Annotated in this window: 14 protein-coding genes and 1 tRNA gene; 5 read left to right on the top strand and 10 right to left on the bottom strand. The window is 58.0% G+C overall.

What is annotated here, in order from left to right; all coding sequences use genetic code 11:
• Positions 1-149 precede the first annotated feature (149 nt).
• From ACUZ9P_RS14545 to ACUZ9P_RS14530, 4 genes are all read left to right on the top strand, one after another.
• Positions 150-1,991 (top strand): triose-phosphate isomerase, encoded by a 1,842-nt coding sequence (locus ACUZ9P_RS14545; RefSeq protein ID WP_298998278.1) that lies wholly within the window; start codon positions 150-152, stop codon positions 1,989-1,991.
• A gap of 14 nt (positions 1,992-2,005) precedes the next feature.
• On the top strand, positions 2,006-3,148 hold the full coding sequence (gene icd, locus ACUZ9P_RS14540; RefSeq protein ID WP_298998276.1) for an NADP-dependent isocitrate dehydrogenase: 1,143 nt from the start codon (positions 2,006-2,008) through the stop codon (positions 3,146-3,148).
• Between the two features lie 233 nt (positions 3,149-3,381).
• Complete coding sequence (locus tag ACUZ9P_RS14535) at positions 3,382-4,059, top strand: LysE family translocator (RefSeq protein ID WP_298998274.1); 678 nt, start codon at positions 3,382-3,384, stop codon at positions 4,057-4,059.
• Positions 4,060-4,101: 42 nt separating this feature from the next.
• Positions 4,102-6,393, top strand: coding sequence for a hydratase (locus tag ACUZ9P_RS14530; RefSeq protein WP_449250285.1), 2,292 nt, complete (start codon positions 4,102-4,104; stop codon positions 6,391-6,393).
• 178 nt (positions 6,394-6,571) lie between these two features.
• On the opposite strand, the gene ACUZ9P_RS14525 is transcribed toward ACUZ9P_RS14530, so the two are convergent.
• The 8 genes from ACUZ9P_RS14525 to ACUZ9P_RS14490 form a co-directional block, all read right to left on the bottom strand.
• Complete coding sequence (locus ACUZ9P_RS14525; RefSeq protein ID WP_449250284.1) at positions 6,572-7,249, bottom strand: tetratricopeptide repeat protein; 678 nt, start codon at positions 7,247-7,249, stop codon at positions 6,572-6,574.
• Positions 7,242-7,379 carry a CcmD family protein gene (locus ACUZ9P_RS14520; protein ID WP_022659954.1) on the bottom strand — a complete coding sequence of 46 codons (138 nt, stop codon included), beginning with the start codon at positions 7,377-7,379 and terminating at the stop codon, positions 7,242-7,244. Before ACUZ9P_RS14520 ends, ACUZ9P_RS14525 begins: the two co-directional genes overlap by 8 nt.
• Before the next feature lie 45 nt (positions 7,380-7,424).
• Positions 7,425-8,108, bottom strand: coding sequence for a cytochrome c biogenesis protein (locus tag ACUZ9P_RS14515; RefSeq protein ID WP_449250283.1), 684 nt, complete (start codon positions 8,106-8,108; stop codon positions 7,425-7,427).
• Positions 8,108-8,785: a heme exporter protein CcmB gene (locus ACUZ9P_RS14510; protein ID WP_022659956.1), complete on the bottom strand. Its 678-nt coding sequence runs from the start codon at positions 8,783-8,785 to the stop codon at positions 8,108-8,110. Before ACUZ9P_RS14510 ends, ACUZ9P_RS14515 begins: the two co-directional genes overlap by 1 nt.
• A complete protein-coding gene (locus ACUZ9P_RS14505; RefSeq protein ID WP_449250282.1) occupies positions 8,773-9,480 on the bottom strand; it encodes an ABC transporter ATP-binding protein in 708 nt (235 codons plus the stop codon). The genes ACUZ9P_RS14510 and ACUZ9P_RS14505 overlap by 13 nt, the downstream gene beginning before the upstream one ends.
• A 16-nt stretch (positions 9,481-9,496) precedes the next feature.
• Positions 9,497-11,413 (bottom strand): heme lyase CcmF/NrfE family subunit, encoded by a 1,917-nt coding sequence (locus ACUZ9P_RS14500; RefSeq protein ID WP_449250281.1) that lies wholly within the window; start codon positions 11,411-11,413, stop codon positions 9,497-9,499.
• Between the two features lie 213 nt (positions 11,414-11,626).
• Positions 11,627-12,040, bottom strand: coding sequence for a cytochrome c maturation protein CcmE (locus tag ACUZ9P_RS14495; RefSeq protein WP_027181034.1), 414 nt, complete (start codon positions 12,038-12,040; stop codon positions 11,627-11,629).
• Positions 12,041-12,530: 490 nt separating this feature from the next.
• Positions 12,531-13,568, bottom strand: a complete 1,038-nt coding sequence (locus ACUZ9P_RS14490) for a hemolysin family protein (RefSeq protein WP_449250280.1) — start codon at positions 13,566-13,568, stop codon at positions 12,531-12,533.
• Between the two features lie 414 nt (positions 13,569-13,982).
• Between ACUZ9P_RS14490 and ACUZ9P_RS14485 the strand changes: the two genes are divergently transcribed.
• Positions 13,983-14,059 (top strand) — tRNA-Met (locus ACUZ9P_RS14485).
• A gap of 82 nt (positions 14,060-14,141) precedes the next feature.
• On the opposite strand, the gene ACUZ9P_RS14480 is transcribed toward ACUZ9P_RS14485, so the two are convergent.
• Entirely contained in the window at positions 14,142-14,744 is a 603-nt protein-coding gene (locus ACUZ9P_RS14480; protein ID WP_449250278.1) for a hypothetical protein, read from the bottom strand.
• The gene (locus ACUZ9P_RS14475; protein WP_449250277.1) at positions 14,713-15,666 is read right to left on the bottom strand and encodes a hypothetical protein; all 954 of its coding nucleotides are present in this window, start codon (positions 15,664-15,666) and stop codon (positions 14,713-14,715) included. Before ACUZ9P_RS14475 ends, ACUZ9P_RS14480 begins: the two co-directional genes overlap by 32 nt.
• Between the last annotated feature and the right edge of the window lie 11 nt (positions 15,667-15,677).

Genomic DNA, 15,677 nt, shown 5'->3' with positions numbered 1-15,677 from the left:
AAAGACATTCCTTTATTTTTGGCCTTCTGGCAAGTGCCGCCGGGGGCGCAGCGCCAGATATACTGGACGCAAGGGCTATAAACCGCTATCTTAGCGGCTTACGGCAACAATTTTTACCACGCGCATAGCGCTAGCAGGGCGGACACCCAATGAGCAACATTATTCACCAAACTGGAGGCAGCCGTACCCTGGTCATGCAGGAGCCGGAAAAACCGCAGCTCTACCGTGAGCTTTTCCCTTACACCAGCGTTTGCCGCACCTCGTTTGACGAGGTTCTGCTGTCCCCCCGACCGGCAGATCAAATGCGCATTACCGACACGACCTTTCGCGACGGCCAGCAGGCCCGCCCCCCCTATACGGTCAAGCAAGTGGCAAAGATGTTCGATTTTCTGCACCGACTCGGCGGAAAAACCGGACTCATCACGGCTTCGGAATTTTTTCTGTACTCGGCCAAAGACCGCAAGTGCATTGATGTGTGCCGCGCCAGAGGCTACCGCTTTCCGCGTGTGACCGCCTGGATACGCGCCACCAAGGAAGACCTCAAACTTGCGCGCGACATGGAATTTGACGAAACCGGCATGCTCACCAGCGTGTCGGACTATCATATTTTTCTCAAGCTGGGCAAAACCCGCCAGCAGGCCATGGACATGTATGTGGGCATGGCCGAGCAGGCGCTGGAATGGGGCATCATCCCCCGCTGCCACTTTGAAGACGTGACCAGAGCCGATATTTACGGCTTCTGCCTGCCCCTGGCCCAACGTCTCATGGAGCTTTCGCGCCAGAGCGGCATGCCTGTCAAAATCCGCCTGTGCGACACCATGGGCTACGGCGTCCCCTACCCTGGCGCGGCGCTACCCCGCTCGGTGCAGCGCATTGTGCGCTGCTTTACGGACGAGGCCGGCGTTCCCGGTCAGTGGCTTGAATGGCACGGACACAACGACTTCCACAAGGTGCTGGTCAACGGCGTTACCGCATGGCTCTACGGCTGCGGCGCGGTCAACGGCACGCTGTTCGGCTTTGGCGAACGCACGGGCAACACACCGCTGGAAGCCCTGCTGGTGGAATACATTTCGCTTACGGGCGACGATGCCGCCGCAGACACCACGATTCTGAGCGAAGTTGCCGATTTCTTTGAAAAAGAACTGCATTACCGCATTCCGCACAACTATCCCTTTGTGGGCCGCGACTTCAACGCCACCAGCGCGGGCGTGCACGCCGACGGCCTGGCCAAGAACGAAGAGATATACAACATCTTCGACACCAAGCATCTGCTTGGCCGCCCGGTGCCCATCATCATTACCGACAAGACGGGCCGCGCGGGCGTTGCCTACTGGATCAACGCCAACCTCAATCTGCCCAACGACCAGCAGGTCTCCAAAAAGCACCCTGCCGTGGGCCAGATATACGATGCCATCATGGCCGTGTACGAAGAAACGGGCCGCACCACCAGCTTCTCGCACGAAGAAATGGAAGCCCTGGTGCAGCGCTTTATGCCCGAACTCTTCGCCTCCGAATACGACCACATGAAGCAGCTGGCTGGCGAACTTTCGGCCAACATCATCATTCGCCTTGCCCGCAGCAAGGATCTGCTGGATCTCAGCAAGCATGCCTGCGCGCGGCTTGACGAATTTGTGCGCGAATTCCCCTTTATCCAGTATTGCTACCTCACAGACGACCAGGGCAAGCTGCGCTGCTCGGCCATTACCGACCCGGTCTACAAGGAAACCTACGAGGCTCTGCCCATCGGCTACGATTTTTCGGAGCGCGAATGGTTCAAGATGCCCATGAAAACCGGCGACCTGCACATCATGGATGTGTACCAGTCGCACTTCACGAGCAAACTCATCATCACCGTTTCATGCGCGGTGACGGATGACAAGGACAACATCGTGGGCGTCATTGGCGTGGACATCCAGCTTGAACTGCTCCTCAAACGCGCCCGTGCGCTCCAGCAGGAAGTGGCGGCAGCAGACGACAGCGACAACGACTAAGGTAAGGAAATTCCATGAACAAGAGAATCTACTGGATCGAAGGCGATGGCATTGGCCCCGAAATCTGGAAGGCCGCGCGCCCTGTCATTGAAGCTGCCCTTGCTGCCGAAAATACCGGCATCAATCTGGAGTGGACAGAGCTGCTGGCGGGCGACAAGGCCGTGAAAGAAACTGGCTCTCCCCTGCCGGAAGAAACCATGCAGACCCTGCGTAGCGCAGAGCTTGCCATGAAGGGCCCCCTCGGCACCCCCGTGGGCACGGGTATCCGCAGCCTCAACGTGGCTTTGCGCCAGGGGCTTGATCTCTACGCATGCATCCGCCCGGTGCGTCACTTTGAAGGGCTTGAAACTCCCGTCAAACACCCCGAGCGCGTCAACATGGTCATTTTCCGCGAAAATACCGAAGACGTTTACGCCGGTGTGGAATTTGCCGCCGGGACTCCCGAGGCCCGCAAGCTTATCACCTTTTTGCGCGAGGAACTGGGCGTGAACAAGGTGGACGACACCGCCGCCGTGGGTATCAAACCCATGACCGAGGCTGGCTCCAAGCGTCTGGTGCGTCGCGCCCTTCGCTTTGCCCTGGACCAGAAGCAGCAGAGCCTCACCCTTGTGCACAAAGGCAATATCATGAAGTTCACCGAAGGCGCCTTCCGCCAGTGGGGCTACGATGTGGCCGCGCAGGAATTTGGCGACCTGACCTGCACGGAAAAGGAACCCGTGGCTGGACGTCTGGTGGTCAAAGACCGCATTGCAGACGCCATGTTCCAGGAGGCCCTGCTGCGCCCCGAGCAGTACCAGATTCTCGCCACGCCCAACCTCAACGGCGACTACATCTCTGACGCGCTGGCGGCGCAGGTGGGCGGCCTTGGGCTGGCCCCCGGCGTCAACATGTCGGACACCCTGGCCTTTTACGAAGCCACCCACGGCACTGCCCCCACCATTGCGGGCAAGGACAAGGCCAACCCCGGCAGCGTCATTTTGTGCGGCGCGCTGATGCTTGAACACATCGGCGTGCCCAAGGCAGCCGAGCGCATTCGCAATGCCGTGAGCAAGGCCATTGCCGCCAAGGCCGTGACCGAAGATCTCGCCGCCCAGGTGCCCGGCTCGCGCACTGTGGGCTGCGTGGAGTTCGGCGAAATCATAGGTGCAAATCTGTAGAGATATGTTAGCCCGTAGCCGAAAGGTTACGGGCTTTACTTCTGCATGCTGCGCGGGCCAGCTGCATGGCTAGTCATACGGCCAATTGCCCGGCCAGATGCATATTCTTGAAGGTAGAATATGAAGAAAAGGAGTGTCTTTACGGCTCTGTTCGGAGGTCAACCGACTGACGGGCGCAACCGCAAGGTACTCCTTTTATTTCTCCTGCTCTGGCTTGAATGAAGGACTACACCATGATTTCACTGGATACTCTGCTGCTCTTTGTGCCCATGGCCGCCATTCTGGTAATGTTGCCGGGGCCGGATTTTGCGCTTATTGCCAAAATTTCGCTCATGAATGGTCGCCCGCAGGGGCAGGCCGCGGCAGTGGGCGTGGCCCTTGGCATCTGTGTGCACACCACGGCAGCCATGCTGGGCATTTCGGCCATCATCGCCCAGTCCGTGCTGTGGTTCAGCATCCTCAAATATGTGGGCGCGGCCTATCTGGTGTGGCTGGGCATTCAGGCCATACGCGCAGGGCAACGCGCTGGCCAGCCAGTAAGCGCGGCGGTAGTTAAAACGGCGCAGGAGCCGAATCCCGCCCGGTCAGTGCAACGTCTGACGTTGCGCCAATGGCTGCACTTCTTCGGCCAGGGCTTTCTGACCAATGCGCTGAATCCCAAGGCTGTGCTGATTTTTCTGACTTTTCTCCCCCAGTTCATGGATCCCCACGCACCGCTTGCCCCGCAGTTTCTCACCCTGGGCAGCATCATGTCTGGACTGTGTCTGTTCTGGTATGTGCCGCTGGCCTATATGTTGGGCCGCATCCGGCACATCTTTGAGAACAGCCGCTTCCAGAAGTGGATGCAGCGCTGCACTGGCCTTGTGTTCATAGCCTTTGGCCTCAAACTGGCCACGGCGCAAGCTCGCTAACCCGCGTCGCGCCAGCGACCCGCAAACCCCTGAAGGTCTGCCATGATCGAAATTGTGAACAGTTCTGTGGTGATTGACGCCAACGGCATAAGCATGGCTGAAGAAGCCCGCGACAAGGGCGTGGATATCGAAGCCGCCCGCAAGAACAGTCTTTCCGCCCGCATTCTGGCGGCGCACAATACCGGCACGGACGACAACGTGCTGCGCATCCGCTTTGACGCCATGGCCTCGCACGACATCACCTATGTGGGTATTGTGCAGACGGCCCGCGCCAGCGGCCTCAAGGAATTTCCCGTCCCTTACGCGCTGACCAACTGCCACAACAGCCTGTGCGCCGTGGGCGGCACCATCAATGAAGACGACCATCTCTTCGGTCTTTCCGCTGCCCGCAAGTACGGCGGCATCTTTGTGCCCCCGCATCTGGCGGTCATCCACCAGTATGTGCGCGAAATGATGACCAAATGCGGCGGCATGATCCTTGGATCAGACAGCCACACCCGCTACGGCGCGCTGGGCGTCATGGCCATTGGCGAAGGCGGGCCGGAACTGGTCAAGCAGCTGCTTGGCAAGACCTACGATGTGACCAATCCGCAAAAGGTGGTTGTGTGGCTTGAGGGCGCGCCCCGCCCCGGCGTTGGCCCGCAGGACGTGGCCCTCGCCATCATTGGCGCGGTGTTCAAAAACGGCTTTGTGAAGAACAAGGTCATGGAATTCATGGGCCCCGGCGTGGCGGGTCTTTCCGTGGAATACCGCTGCGGCATTGACGTCATGACCACGGAAACCACCTGTCTGTCGTCCATCTGGACCACGGACGAAAAGGTGCGCGACTACATGGCCATGCACGGCCGCGCGGGCGACTACGCCGAGCTGCGGCTTGAAGGCCCGGCCTGCTACGATGGCCTTATCCGCGTTGATCTGAGCAGGATTGTGCCCATGATCGCCCTGCCCTTCCACCCCAGCAACGTGTACCCCGTGGCCGAAGTTGCCAAGCACGGGGCCGAGCTGCTGGCCGAAGTGGAAGCCGAAGCCCAACGCCAGTTTGGCGATGCGGCCAAGGGCCTGAACATGCGCGCCAAGGTGCGCGATGGCGGCGTGTGGGTGGATCAGGGCATTATTGCTGGCTGCGCTGGCGGCAATTTTGAAAATATCGCCTTGGCTGCCGCCATCCTGGACGGCAAATCCACGGGCAATCAGGCCTTCAATCTGGCCGTGTACCCCGCCAGCGAACCGCAGGGCCTTGCGCTCGTCAAAAACGGCGCAACCGCCAAGCTCATGCTTGCAGGCGCAGTGATGAAGACGGCCTTCTGCGGCCCTTGTTTCGGCGCTGGCGATACCCCGGCCCACGGGGCGCTCTCCATCCGCCACACCACCCGCAACTTCCCCAACCGCGAAGGCTCCAAGCCTTCCAACGGGCAGGTCTCCACGGTGGCCCTCATGGACGCCCGCTCCATCGCCGCCACTGCGGCCAATGGCGGCCGCCTTACCCCGGCAACCGAGCTTGACTGGTCTGCGCCCGCGCTGGCCAATGTCGATCTTTCCTACTCCTTTGAGCCGCTCATCTACCACAGCCGCGTGTACAACGGCTTTGGCAAGGCGGAACCCGAAGCCCAGCTCGTGCGCGGCCCCAACATTGCCGACTGGCCGAGCATGAGCCCCCTGCCCGAACATCTGCTCTTGCAGGTGGTAAGCGTGATCACCGACCCCGTCACCACCACGGACGAGCTGATTCCCTCCGGCGAAACTTCGTCTCTGCGCTCCAACCCGCTCAAACTGGCGGAATACACGCTTTCCCGCAAAGATCCCGCTTATGTGGGCCGCGCCAAGGCTGTTAACGCCATGGAAGCCGCCCGCCTCGCCAATCCCGCCGATGCGGAGTTGCTTGCCAAGGCGCGGGGGCTCTTTGCCGTGTGCGGTCTTGATGTATTGCAGGGCGCAGCCGACCTCAAGCAGGTGGGCCTTGGCTCCACAATCTTTGCCGTAAAGCCCGGCGACGGTTCGGCCCGCGAACAGGCGGCTTCCTGCCAGAAAGTGCTGGGCGGCTGGGCCAACATGGCCGTGGAATACGCCACCAAGCGTTACCGCTCCAACCTTATCAACTGGGGCATGCTGCCCTTTATCGTTGATCCCTCGCTGGCCGACAGCCTGAAGGTCGGCGACTGGCTTGTGGTGCCCAACGTGCGCAGCGCCGTGCAGAACGCCGACCCCACCTTCACCGGCTACGTTGCCAGCGAAGACGGACAGGCTCAGCAGATCAGCCTTGCGCTCAAGGAACTGACCAGTGATGAACGCAAGATCATCCTCAATGGCTGCCTGATCAACTTCTACAACAGCTAGGCGAGAGTTTTGCGGGGGGGGGGGGACCCTCTAAAAAGGGTCTCCTCCCCCGTACCCCCACCCCCTAAATTTTTTATTCTACTATCAGGGGTGGCTAACAAGGCCATTCAAAACACCAAAAGGCCTCTGTGGAGCAGTTCCACAGCGGCCTTTTTAATTTCTGGCTGGCAGAAAAGCCTTACTTGGCGGCTTTCTTGTCTGCCTTTTTGTCAGCTTTCTTGTCCGCCTTGGCGTCTGCTTTGGCATCGGGCTTGGCTGCGGCGGGCTGGGCTTCTTGCACTGCGGGGACTTTTTCCAGTTCCTGCTTGATGGCAGCCTTGAGTTCTTCGCTGGCGGTGGCGTCGGTCAGGCCCGCGCGCAGGTGTTCCGCACCGCGCTTGGGGTCTTCGAGAAAATAGATGTACAGCACGCCGAGGCTGTAGCGCACGGAGGCTTCGTCCTTGATCTTCACAACCTGCTCAAGGGCTTCGGCGGCTTCCTTGTGGCGGCCCTGATTGTGCTGGATTACGCCAAGCAGGTACAGGGGCTTGGGATTGCTCACGTCCATGGTCACGGCGCGCTGGGCAAAGGTTTCTGCCGCATCCCAGTTCTGCGCGGTCACAAGGTGCTCGATCAGATGAATAAGAGCGCCGAGATCCTGCGGATTTTCCGCAACCTGACGCATGAGCTTGCCCACGGTCTGGGCATCTTCGCCAGCTTCGCCCCCGCCCATGCCCTGCTGTTGACGGGCCGCCACAGTGAGATGCGGATTCTGGAAGCGCGCCTTGAGCGAGGCCCCAAGCATCACAGCCAGCGCAACAGCCAACGCGATAATGAGTATGCGGGCGGAAAGGTTGCTTTTTTTCGTATCAGTCATGATTGAGCATCTCCATCTGGGCAAGGCGCGCGGCCAGTGAACGCTGGCGAGCCGCCAGAAAAGCCATATACGAGCCAATGCCAATCCACACGGCGGCATTGGCCATGATTACCCATGTCAGTGTATCCATAGTTCCTCCGGGTGGAGTGAATGATTTCAGTTACGGGCCGAAATATCAGGCATTCAGCCGATTTTGCGCCAGCGCGTCAAGGCGGTCGCGCAGATCAAGCTGACGCTTGCGCAGCCACACCAGGGCCGCCCACAACAGGCCAAAACAGGCAACGCAGGCCATGACGGTAATACGCATTTCAGGCTCCAGCCCGCCGCCCTTGCTGCCAAAAACAGCCGGATGGATCGACCGCCAGATGCGCGCCGACATAAAGACCAGCGGCACATCCAGAAAGGCCACCACGCCCACCACGGCGCACACCGTATTGCGGCGCTGCGGCGGCAGGTCAAGCCCGCGCAAAACCAGATAGCCCGCGTACACGAACCACATGATCAGGGTTGTGGTCAGGCGCGGATCCCACGTCCACCACACGCCCCACGAGCGGCGCGCCCAGAGCATGCCCGTGACCAGCGCAAGGCCGCCCAGCAGCACGCCCACTTCTGCGGCGGCGGCAGCCAGCCTGTCCGCAGCGGGATTACGCCGCCACAGGTAGGCTACAGAAGCGCCAAACACCACAAAAAAACTCACCAGTGCCCACCACGACATGGGCAGGTGGATGTAAAATATCTTTTGCGCCAGCCCCAGGGTCACTTCCTCAGGGGCATAGGCAAACACAAGCCACTGACAGGCGGCAAAGGCAACGCCCCCCAGCAGGGCCAGAATCTGCGGCAACGCCGAACACTTGGGCATTACTCATCCCCCGCGTAGATGTATCCAAACAGCAAAAGCCCGGCACCCAGAAAAACGGCGTCAAAGGCGGCGGCTACGCCGAGCCACGCCCCCGGGCCATCCGGGTTGGGCGCGCCGAGCGCCTGCGCCCCCACGCTGATACCCGCCAGCAAAAGCGGCGTCAGCAGCGGAAAAAGCACAATGCTCAGCAACGATTCACGGGCGGCCTGCCCCTGCGCCAGCGCCCCCAGCAGGGAGCCAAGGGCGCACATGCCGATATCCGTCAGCACAAGGGCCAGCAGAGCCTCGGGCAATGGCCCGCTGAGATCCTGCCCCAGAAAGACAACCGCCGCTGGCAGAAAAACAACCTGCGCCAGCACCAGCAGGGCAAGCCCCGCGCAGCCCTTGCCAAGCCATACGGCCTGCACCGGGGCGGGGCACAACAAAAGCCCGAGGCGGGAATTGTTAACTTCTTCCAGCGCATAGAGCTGGTTGAAAATAAGCACCTGACAAAAAGCGGAACTTATCCAGAACACAGCCGCAGCGCCCTGAGGAGCCATACGCTCGCCAATGCCCTGCGACAGGCTGAAGACAAAAAGCAGCAAAAGCCCGAGCAGCAAGGCCTGCACCAGCCCGCTGCCACGCGCCAGCGTCAGGGCCAGATCCTTACGGGTCATGGCAAACATCAGGCGCAGCATGCGGGGCCTCCCTGCGCGCGTTCAGAAGCCTCTGCGGCAGCGCCAGCCAAGGTTTCCACCGGGGCAAATCCGCCAAATCCTGCGGGGGAGCCATCATAAGCCAGCTTGCGGTGTTCCAGCGCCAGCAGCCTGTCGGCCAGGGGCGCATCGCCCGCCAGATCGTGGCTGATAAGCACCACGCATGCCCCGCGCTGGCGCGCTGCAAGGATTTCTCGCCGCAGCAGAGCCAGCGAAGCCACATCAAGCCCTGTGCCGGGTTCGTCCAGCAGGAGCACGTCCGGGGCCTGCATGAGCACCCGCGCCAAGTTCAGACGCTGGGCCATGCCGCGCGAGAACACGCCCGCTCGCTCGTGGGCGTGGGCTTCCAGCCCCACGCGGGCCAGCCCTGCCATGATATCGTCACGCGTCAGCTTGAGGCAGTAGGCGTCGCGCCAGAAGGCCAGATTCTCCACCGCTGTGAGACCGGGATACAGAAAGGTAGCGTGCCCCAGATAGCCCACGCGGGCCTGATCTGCCACGTTGGCAGCGCCAGCGCTTGGGCGGGAAAGCCCTGCCATGATGCGCATGAGGGTGCTCTTGCCCGCGCCGTTGCCGCCCACGAGCAGCGAGACACTGCCCGCAGCAAGAGCGCAGCTTACGTCTTTAAAGACGACCTTGACGCCATAGACCTTGGCAACGCGCACAAGTTCCAGCAAGAGGGGCCTCCTGCGGCTAGGCCGCGCTGTTCTCGCTGTCCGACTCCGGCGCGGGATTCTTGCGGCGGCGCAGGCCAGCAAGCGGCACAAGGCACATGATGGTGCCGCCGATCCACAGCCAGTTTACCAGCGGCTCAACGCTGACCTTGACCACAACCCTGGAGCTTTCGTCCAGCCCCAGCAGGGAGGCGTAGACTTCGTTGCCAAGGCCGGGGATCACGTCCACTTCGGAGAACTGCATAGTGCCGAACTTGTCGTACAGGCGGCGTTCCGGCGCGACGATGCCGATGGATTTGCCGTCCTTGAAGATTTCCAGCCGCGCGACGATGAATTCATGGTCAACGCGGCGGCCCTCGCCCAGTTCGAGCAGGGTGGCGGTATAGCTGCCCACGGTGCTGCTTTCGCCCTTGGCGAGGATCATTTCGCGGTCAGTGGTGTACGGGCCGGAAAAGGAGAGACCGATGGCGACCAGCGCCATGCCGATATGCGCGCCCAGCGCCCCGATGGTGACAGGCTGCGAGCGGTTGGCCTTGTCTGCCAGCAGCATGACGGCCCCAAGCACGATAGCCACAGCGGCGGAAGCGCCCAGCAGGGCCGTGGGCTGATGGTAGCCCAGCGCCCAGATAACCCCGGCGCTGACCACAAAGGCCCCGATCACGGCAAAAAAGCCCTTCTTGTTGCGCAGGCCCCCGCCCCAGCCGAGCCAGGGGCAGGCAGCCATCATCACCACCAGCAGCGCGCCGAGGGGCAGGCACACGCGGTTGTAGAAGCGGGCGTCAAGGCCGCGCGGCGCGGTAGACCACAACTTGCTGATGACGGGCCACATGGTGGCAACCAGAATAATCACGGCAAGCGCCAGCAGCACCCAGGCCACAAGGGTCAGAAAGCCTTCGCGGCTTTCAAGCCCGGCAAGGGGTTTGCCGGTTTTGGGCGAGGCAAAGGGAATCCACAGGGCAATGACAAGGCCGCCCAGCACAAAGATGGTCAGGGGCGTACCCACGCTGCCGTCGCCAAAGGCGTGGACGGAATCAATAACGCCGCTGCGCACAAGGTAGGTGGCAAAAAAGGCAGAAACCGTGGTGAGCACCATCATGGCAACGTTGACGCGCCCAAGCTTGCCCCGGCGGTCTTCAACAATCAGGGTATGCAGCGAAGCCGTGGCGATGAGCCAGGGCACCAGAGAGGCGTTTTCCACAGGGTCCCATGCCCAGTAGCCGCCCCAGCCAAGCTCCATGTAGGCCCACCATGCGCCGAGCACTATGCCCGCCGTAAGGAACAGCCACGCCAGAATGATGAAGGGCCGCGAAAGGCGGAACCAGGACCCTTCGCTGCTGCTCTGCCCCGAAAGACACTGGGCCAGCGCCAGGCAGGCGGGCACGGCAAAGCCGCCGTAACCAAGGAACAGCAACGGCGGATGAAAGATCATACCGGGATTCTGGAGCAGGGGGTTCAGGCCGTTGCCGTCTGCCGGAACAGGCGATTGCAGCACAAAGGGATTGCTCCAGCTGGTGAGGATAAGGGCAAAAAAGCCCATGATGATGTAAAAAAAGCTCCAGTACCACAGGCGCGTGGGGCGGCTGAGGTTTCTGTAGGCCCGCGTGAGCGCAAAGGCGCTGCCGCTCAGGCCCACGGCCAGCGCCCAGAAGAGCATGGAGCCGGGCTGCCCGGCCCAGAAGGCCGTGAGGCGGTAAAATACGGGCAGTACGCGGTCAGTATAGCTGGCAACGTAGGCCACGCTGAAGTCGTTCCAGAACAGGGCGTGCAGCAGCAGGGCCGAGGCCAGCAAGAGCGCGCCGCTGATAACGAGGTGGGCTTTTTCCACCACGGCGAGGGAGTCTTCCCGGTTTTGCCACAATTGCAGAAGGGCCAGACCACAGCCGCCAAGTGCGGCCAGCAGGGCCACCAGTTGAAGGGCAAAGGCAAAAACGTACATAAGACTCCTTTATCCCGCTTAGGGGGCGGCCCGCCGCAGGGCGGGGCGTTACTATCGTTTGGGCATCGGGTGCCCGATTACGGCTCTGCGCACTGAGCTGAAACCCGGCCATCTTTGCAGGGAAAGCCCGCGACCTTGGCCCGCAACAATGGACAGAACGAAGGGCCAGTCAGGCCAATCGCACTCGCCAAACGGCAATGCCGCTGAGCAGGCTCAGCTATTGCGGTTCTCTTTCTGGTATTTGGAGGGGCATTTGGTCATGAGCGTCTTGGCCTGAAAGCGGCCTTCCGGCCCCATGCCGCCTTCAACAATAACTTCCGCGCCAGCCTTGAAGGTATCCGGCACCGCGCCGGAATAACTTATCAGAATGGTCTGGCTGGCGTTGTCCTTGTCTTCAAGGCGAAAATCCACACCGGGCGCGCCCCGGTGCTTCTCAATGCCGTCTTCGGCCACAGTACCAAAAAGCCGCGCCGCCACGAGTTTTTCGGGCGTTGCGGCCTTGGCTTCCGACACATTCAGAAAATACACGCTGTTTTCAGAAAAGCCGGAATATGCAAGATAGCCCACCCCGCCCAAAAAGAGCAGCAGCGCGGCTATGTAGATGCCAGTGTTTTTTTTGCGGGCCATGCGTTTCTCCTGAAACATTGGGTCATGTTTGGTGCTGCCCGAAAGGGGCCATGACCTTCGACCTGTCGCGCCGCAAGGCGCGCAGACCGAACCTGCCGGGCTGGGGCTTTTGCCTTGGGCCGCCCGGCCCTGATTGCTCAAACCCTTACGCTATTTTATACCTGCTGACAAGATAGGAATTATTTTTAATAGAAGTATAACTCAGCTAGGGGCGCGGGTTCTGTGATTGTGGTCACACTTGCCGCAAGCTTTGTGTGCGGGCGCACACCACTGCAACAGCAGGGGAACAGGGGCTGAATCCAAACAAGCATTTGCTCAGGCACACATGCAAGGCAGAATGCGGCCTGCGTCTTATCATACTACTGCAATAAGATTTCTGCCGCAAGGGATAATACAATTATTCCACGCCGCCCAATCCTAATCGGCTGGCGCGCAAGCTGCAACGCGCCGGATTTGCAAGCCGGGCAAGCGGGCAGCGCAGGGCAACAGATCAGCCCTGCCGGTTCACGCTCAGTTCGCGCCGCCGCTGACGAGCCAGCGCGCGCAGATCATCCACATTATCGCTTTCGTCCACAATTTCGCTGCCGAGGATTTCTTCCAGCACGTCTTCCAGCGACACCACGCCAGCAAGACCGCCGTATTCATCCAGCACCACAAAGAGATGCACGCGGGCCTTGAGCAGCTCGTGCAGCAGCACGTCAAGGGTCTGGTTTTCAATGATAAAATGTGCCGGGCGCATGATCTTGCCGAGGGTCACATCTTTGCGGCCCTCGTTTATGCAGCGGCCCAGGGTGCGGCGCTCCACCACGCCCACAATGTCTTCGTTATTGTCGCCGTACACGGGTATGCGGCTGAAATGCCAGGTGCGCTGGTCTGTATAGGCCTGCTCCACGGTGAGGTCGTCCGGCAGTTCAAACACCACCGTGCGGGGGGTCATGATTTCGCGCACGCGCTTTTGATCCAGCGCCAGCACATTGCGGATAAAGGCTTCTTCATAAGGTTTGATGCGCCCCGCCTGACGCGAAAGGCTCGTGACGGCGCGGATGTCGTCCTCGGAAATGACCGGGCCAGCGGACGGCGGGGACACAAGCCGCGTTATCATGCTCGTAACCCACAGCAGCGGCGACATGAGCTTGACCATGATGGCAAGCGGGCGGGCGAGCATCACGCCGAGCGGCTCTGCCTTGGTCACGCCCAGATTCTTGGGCAGGATTTCGCCCATTGTCAGAATCAGCACAGTAAAGCCCACGGCAAAAATCGACATGTATTCCGGCCCGTACACGGCCAGAAAGGCCGCGCCCGCCACCGTGGCCCCGGCGGTGTTGGCAATGGTGTTGAGCGTGAGGATGGCGGCAATGGGTTTGTCCACCTGGGTGCGCAGGGCGTACAGCAGCTCGCCGGACTTGCTGCCGGACTTGCGCAGCCGCTCGATGGTTGACCACGAAAGGGAATACAGCACCGTCTCAAGCAGCGAACAGGTAAAGGAAACGGCAACAGCAATGACAACGGCCAAAACAAGGGTGAGCATGGCGAAACATCCGAAGGATTTGATGCGGCGGGTCGCCCTGCAAAACGCAAGGCGGCGCTGACAGCCGAAGTTTAGCCCCACGCGGGCCTGTTTGCAATCGCTGGGGGGTTGCGCGAGGGGCGGATGTGGATGCTGACCAGCACGACCAGCCGGAATCTCAACGAATGAAATGGAAAAAAGGAACGACAGTTACTGCGGCAACTGGCAAGTGAGATTATGCTGACTGAAAAACGCGCCCCCGGAGCAAAAATATTTTTGAGAAGTAAAATGCAATATAACTGCGCAAACAAAGGGTTTCAGACTCTGACAATCATTTTTAAATGAGGCTCTTTCAAAAAAATTTATTAATTTCCTTGACAGTCAGAGGCCAAGCGCTTAGATATCTGTTCTCGCAGCGAGAAACGCTGCACGTGTCGCGGGGTGGAGCAGCTCGGTAGCTCGTCGGGCTCATAACCCGAAGGTCGTAGGTTCAAATCCTGCCCCCGCAACCAGATAACTCAAGCCCTTACGGAGACGAGCCGTAAGGGCTTTTTCTATTTTCTTCACAAGGCCCCGACAGACTAGCCTGAAAAATCAGTCTTCAGCATCTGGGTCGCTATGGCTAGGCCAATGAAGGCGATCACACAGATAGAAAAGCCCCACAAGACTTGTCACTATCATGTGAGCAAAAAAATACACATAAAATATTGCCACTAAATATTTTGCAATGACAAGAAACGAATAATGCAACTTTGCATGTTCTAGGATAAGAAAAAAAATATTAAAAAGACATAGCACTATACTAATAAACGCAAGATAACCAAACAAAAAACATAAAAATCTTCTTCTTGATAGTTCACGTTTTTTGCTTATTCCATTTTCTGAAGAAAAAAGAGTCGGTGGATTATCTCCATCAATCTTTCCATCTATACTTTTCCCATTGAATGTTGCTATTGCAGCTAGAGCCGCAATATAAAACCCAGGAAGTACACCCAAAAGCGAAGAAGTTGACTTAGCAACATCATAAAGCTTTAATGGTATACACCATATGTGATAAAAAAATAATACACATATTACTGATAAACATGGGATAGCTACGTCATAAATGCACTTTGCCTTATGCTGAATACAAAAATATAAAAGTGGCCTCAACAACCTTGACTCACTAATTATCCGATCCAATTTTTTTTTGCACATATTTCTCTGCCAAAAGAAGTCTAATCATTTTACTAGTCAAGTCCGTACGAATAGATTCTGAACACTGAGGTAGTGCGACATTAACTCCAATTTTTTCAGTTTTCCCATAAATAAGATCCTTCACGGAATGTATATCTGATGAAGTCTTTAACGTGTAAGACTTCCCTTCATTTCTTTTTATGGTAATTCTTACTTCAGGAAATTTCTTATTGAACTTATCTATAAGTTTTTCTACAATTGATAGCGATTCTTCACCTTGAACTTTCTCCAGAGATATTTTCAAGCTGTGTACATGCTCTTTCATAACTGCTCGTTCATCAAGCTGTTCTATTGAATATCTTTTTATTAACTCTATTCCTGAGATAGACCCTCTAGTATTTACATCGTCTGTGAGTTTTTGCGAGGCGAGTGTTTCAATCTTGAGTTTTGGCCATGACTCTATCTGATCATATTCAGTACACGGTGTGACCCCAAACATTTTAAAATAATTACGCAAAAATGATAAAATATAATGTGACTGCAAGCCTGGAACCTGCTCTTTTACTGCGATATATCCAAGATTTTTTATCTTTTTTAAAGCTATTACATAATGAAATGACAAAGCAATTCCTTCACCCTCCAACTTTGGTTCAGTACGAATTTCATTTTTTTCAAGCTGACCAAATGCGGGGTCAGAAACATTTTTATCTACATATACAAACAATATTGTTGCAGTCTCGCTTTCTTTATTAAATTGCATATCACGTATTCTCAAGGCAATTGTATTATTTTTATATACTTTGACTAATCCATCTTCAGAATTTATGCGCCGTTGCATGTTCTCAAGGATGGTTTTCATTCTGAAAGGAAAGTTTCCTTGATCACTATTCGGAGTGAAATTAAATATTTGAAATACAACCCACCTAGACTTTGCATCCAGCATATAGGCTCTCC

The sequence above is a fragment of the Desulfovibrio intestinivivus genome, assembly GCF_053570665.1.
The sequence above is the reverse complement of the archived record's forward strand: the minus strand, read 5'-3'. Positions and strand labels throughout refer to the sequence as shown.

What these genes read in the sequence shown, in the direction of transcription:
- ACUZ9P_RS14545 (WP_298998278.1), top strand. Translation starts at nt 150, where the DNA reads ATGAGCAACATTATTCACCAAACTGGAGGCAGCCGTACCCTGGTCATG.
- icd (WP_298998276.1), top strand. Translation starts at nt 2,006, where the DNA reads ATGAACAAGAGAATCTACTGGATCGAAGGCGATGGCATTGGCCCCGAA.
- ACUZ9P_RS14535 (WP_298998274.1), top strand. Translation starts at nt 3,382, where the DNA reads ATGATTTCACTGGATACTCTGCTGCTCTTTGTGCCCATGGCCGCCATT.
- ACUZ9P_RS14530 (WP_449250285.1), top strand. Translation starts at nt 4,102, where the DNA reads ATGATCGAAATTGTGAACAGTTCTGTGGTGATTGACGCCAACGGCATA.
- ACUZ9P_RS14525 (WP_449250284.1), bottom strand. Translation starts at nt 7,249, where the DNA reads ATGACTGATACGAAAAAAAGCAACCTTTCCGCCCGCATACTCATTATC.
- ACUZ9P_RS14520 (WP_022659954.1), bottom strand. Translation starts at nt 7,379, where the DNA reads ATGGATACACTGACATGGGTAATCATGGCCAATGCCGCCGTGTGGATT.
- ACUZ9P_RS14515 (WP_449250283.1), bottom strand. Translation starts at nt 8,108, where the DNA reads ATGCCCAAGTGTTCGGCGTTGCCGCAGATTCTGGCCCTGCTGGGGGGC.
- ACUZ9P_RS14510 (WP_022659956.1), bottom strand. Translation starts at nt 8,785, where the DNA reads ATGCTGCGCCTGATGTTTGCCATGACCCGTAAGGATCTGGCCCTGACG.
- ACUZ9P_RS14500 (WP_449250281.1), bottom strand. Translation starts at nt 11,413, where the DNA reads ATGTACGTTTTTGCCTTTGCCCTTCAACTGGTGGCCCTGCTGGCCGCA.
- ACUZ9P_RS14495 (WP_027181034.1), bottom strand. Translation starts at nt 12,040, where the DNA reads ATGGCCCGCAAAAAAAACACTGGCATCTACATAGCCGCGCTGCTGCTC.
- ACUZ9P_RS14490 (WP_449250280.1), bottom strand. Translation starts at nt 13,568, where the DNA reads ATGCTCACCCTTGTTTTGGCCGTTGTCATTGCTGTTGCCGTTTCCTTT.
- ACUZ9P_RS14480 (WP_449250278.1), bottom strand. Translation starts at nt 14,744, where the DNA reads ATGTGCAAAAAAAAATTGGATCGGATAATTAGTGAGTCAAGGTTGTTG.
- ACUZ9P_RS14475 (WP_449250277.1), bottom strand. Translation starts at nt 15,666, where the DNA reads ATGCTGGATGCAAAGTCTAGGTGGGTTGTATTTCAAATATTTAATTTC.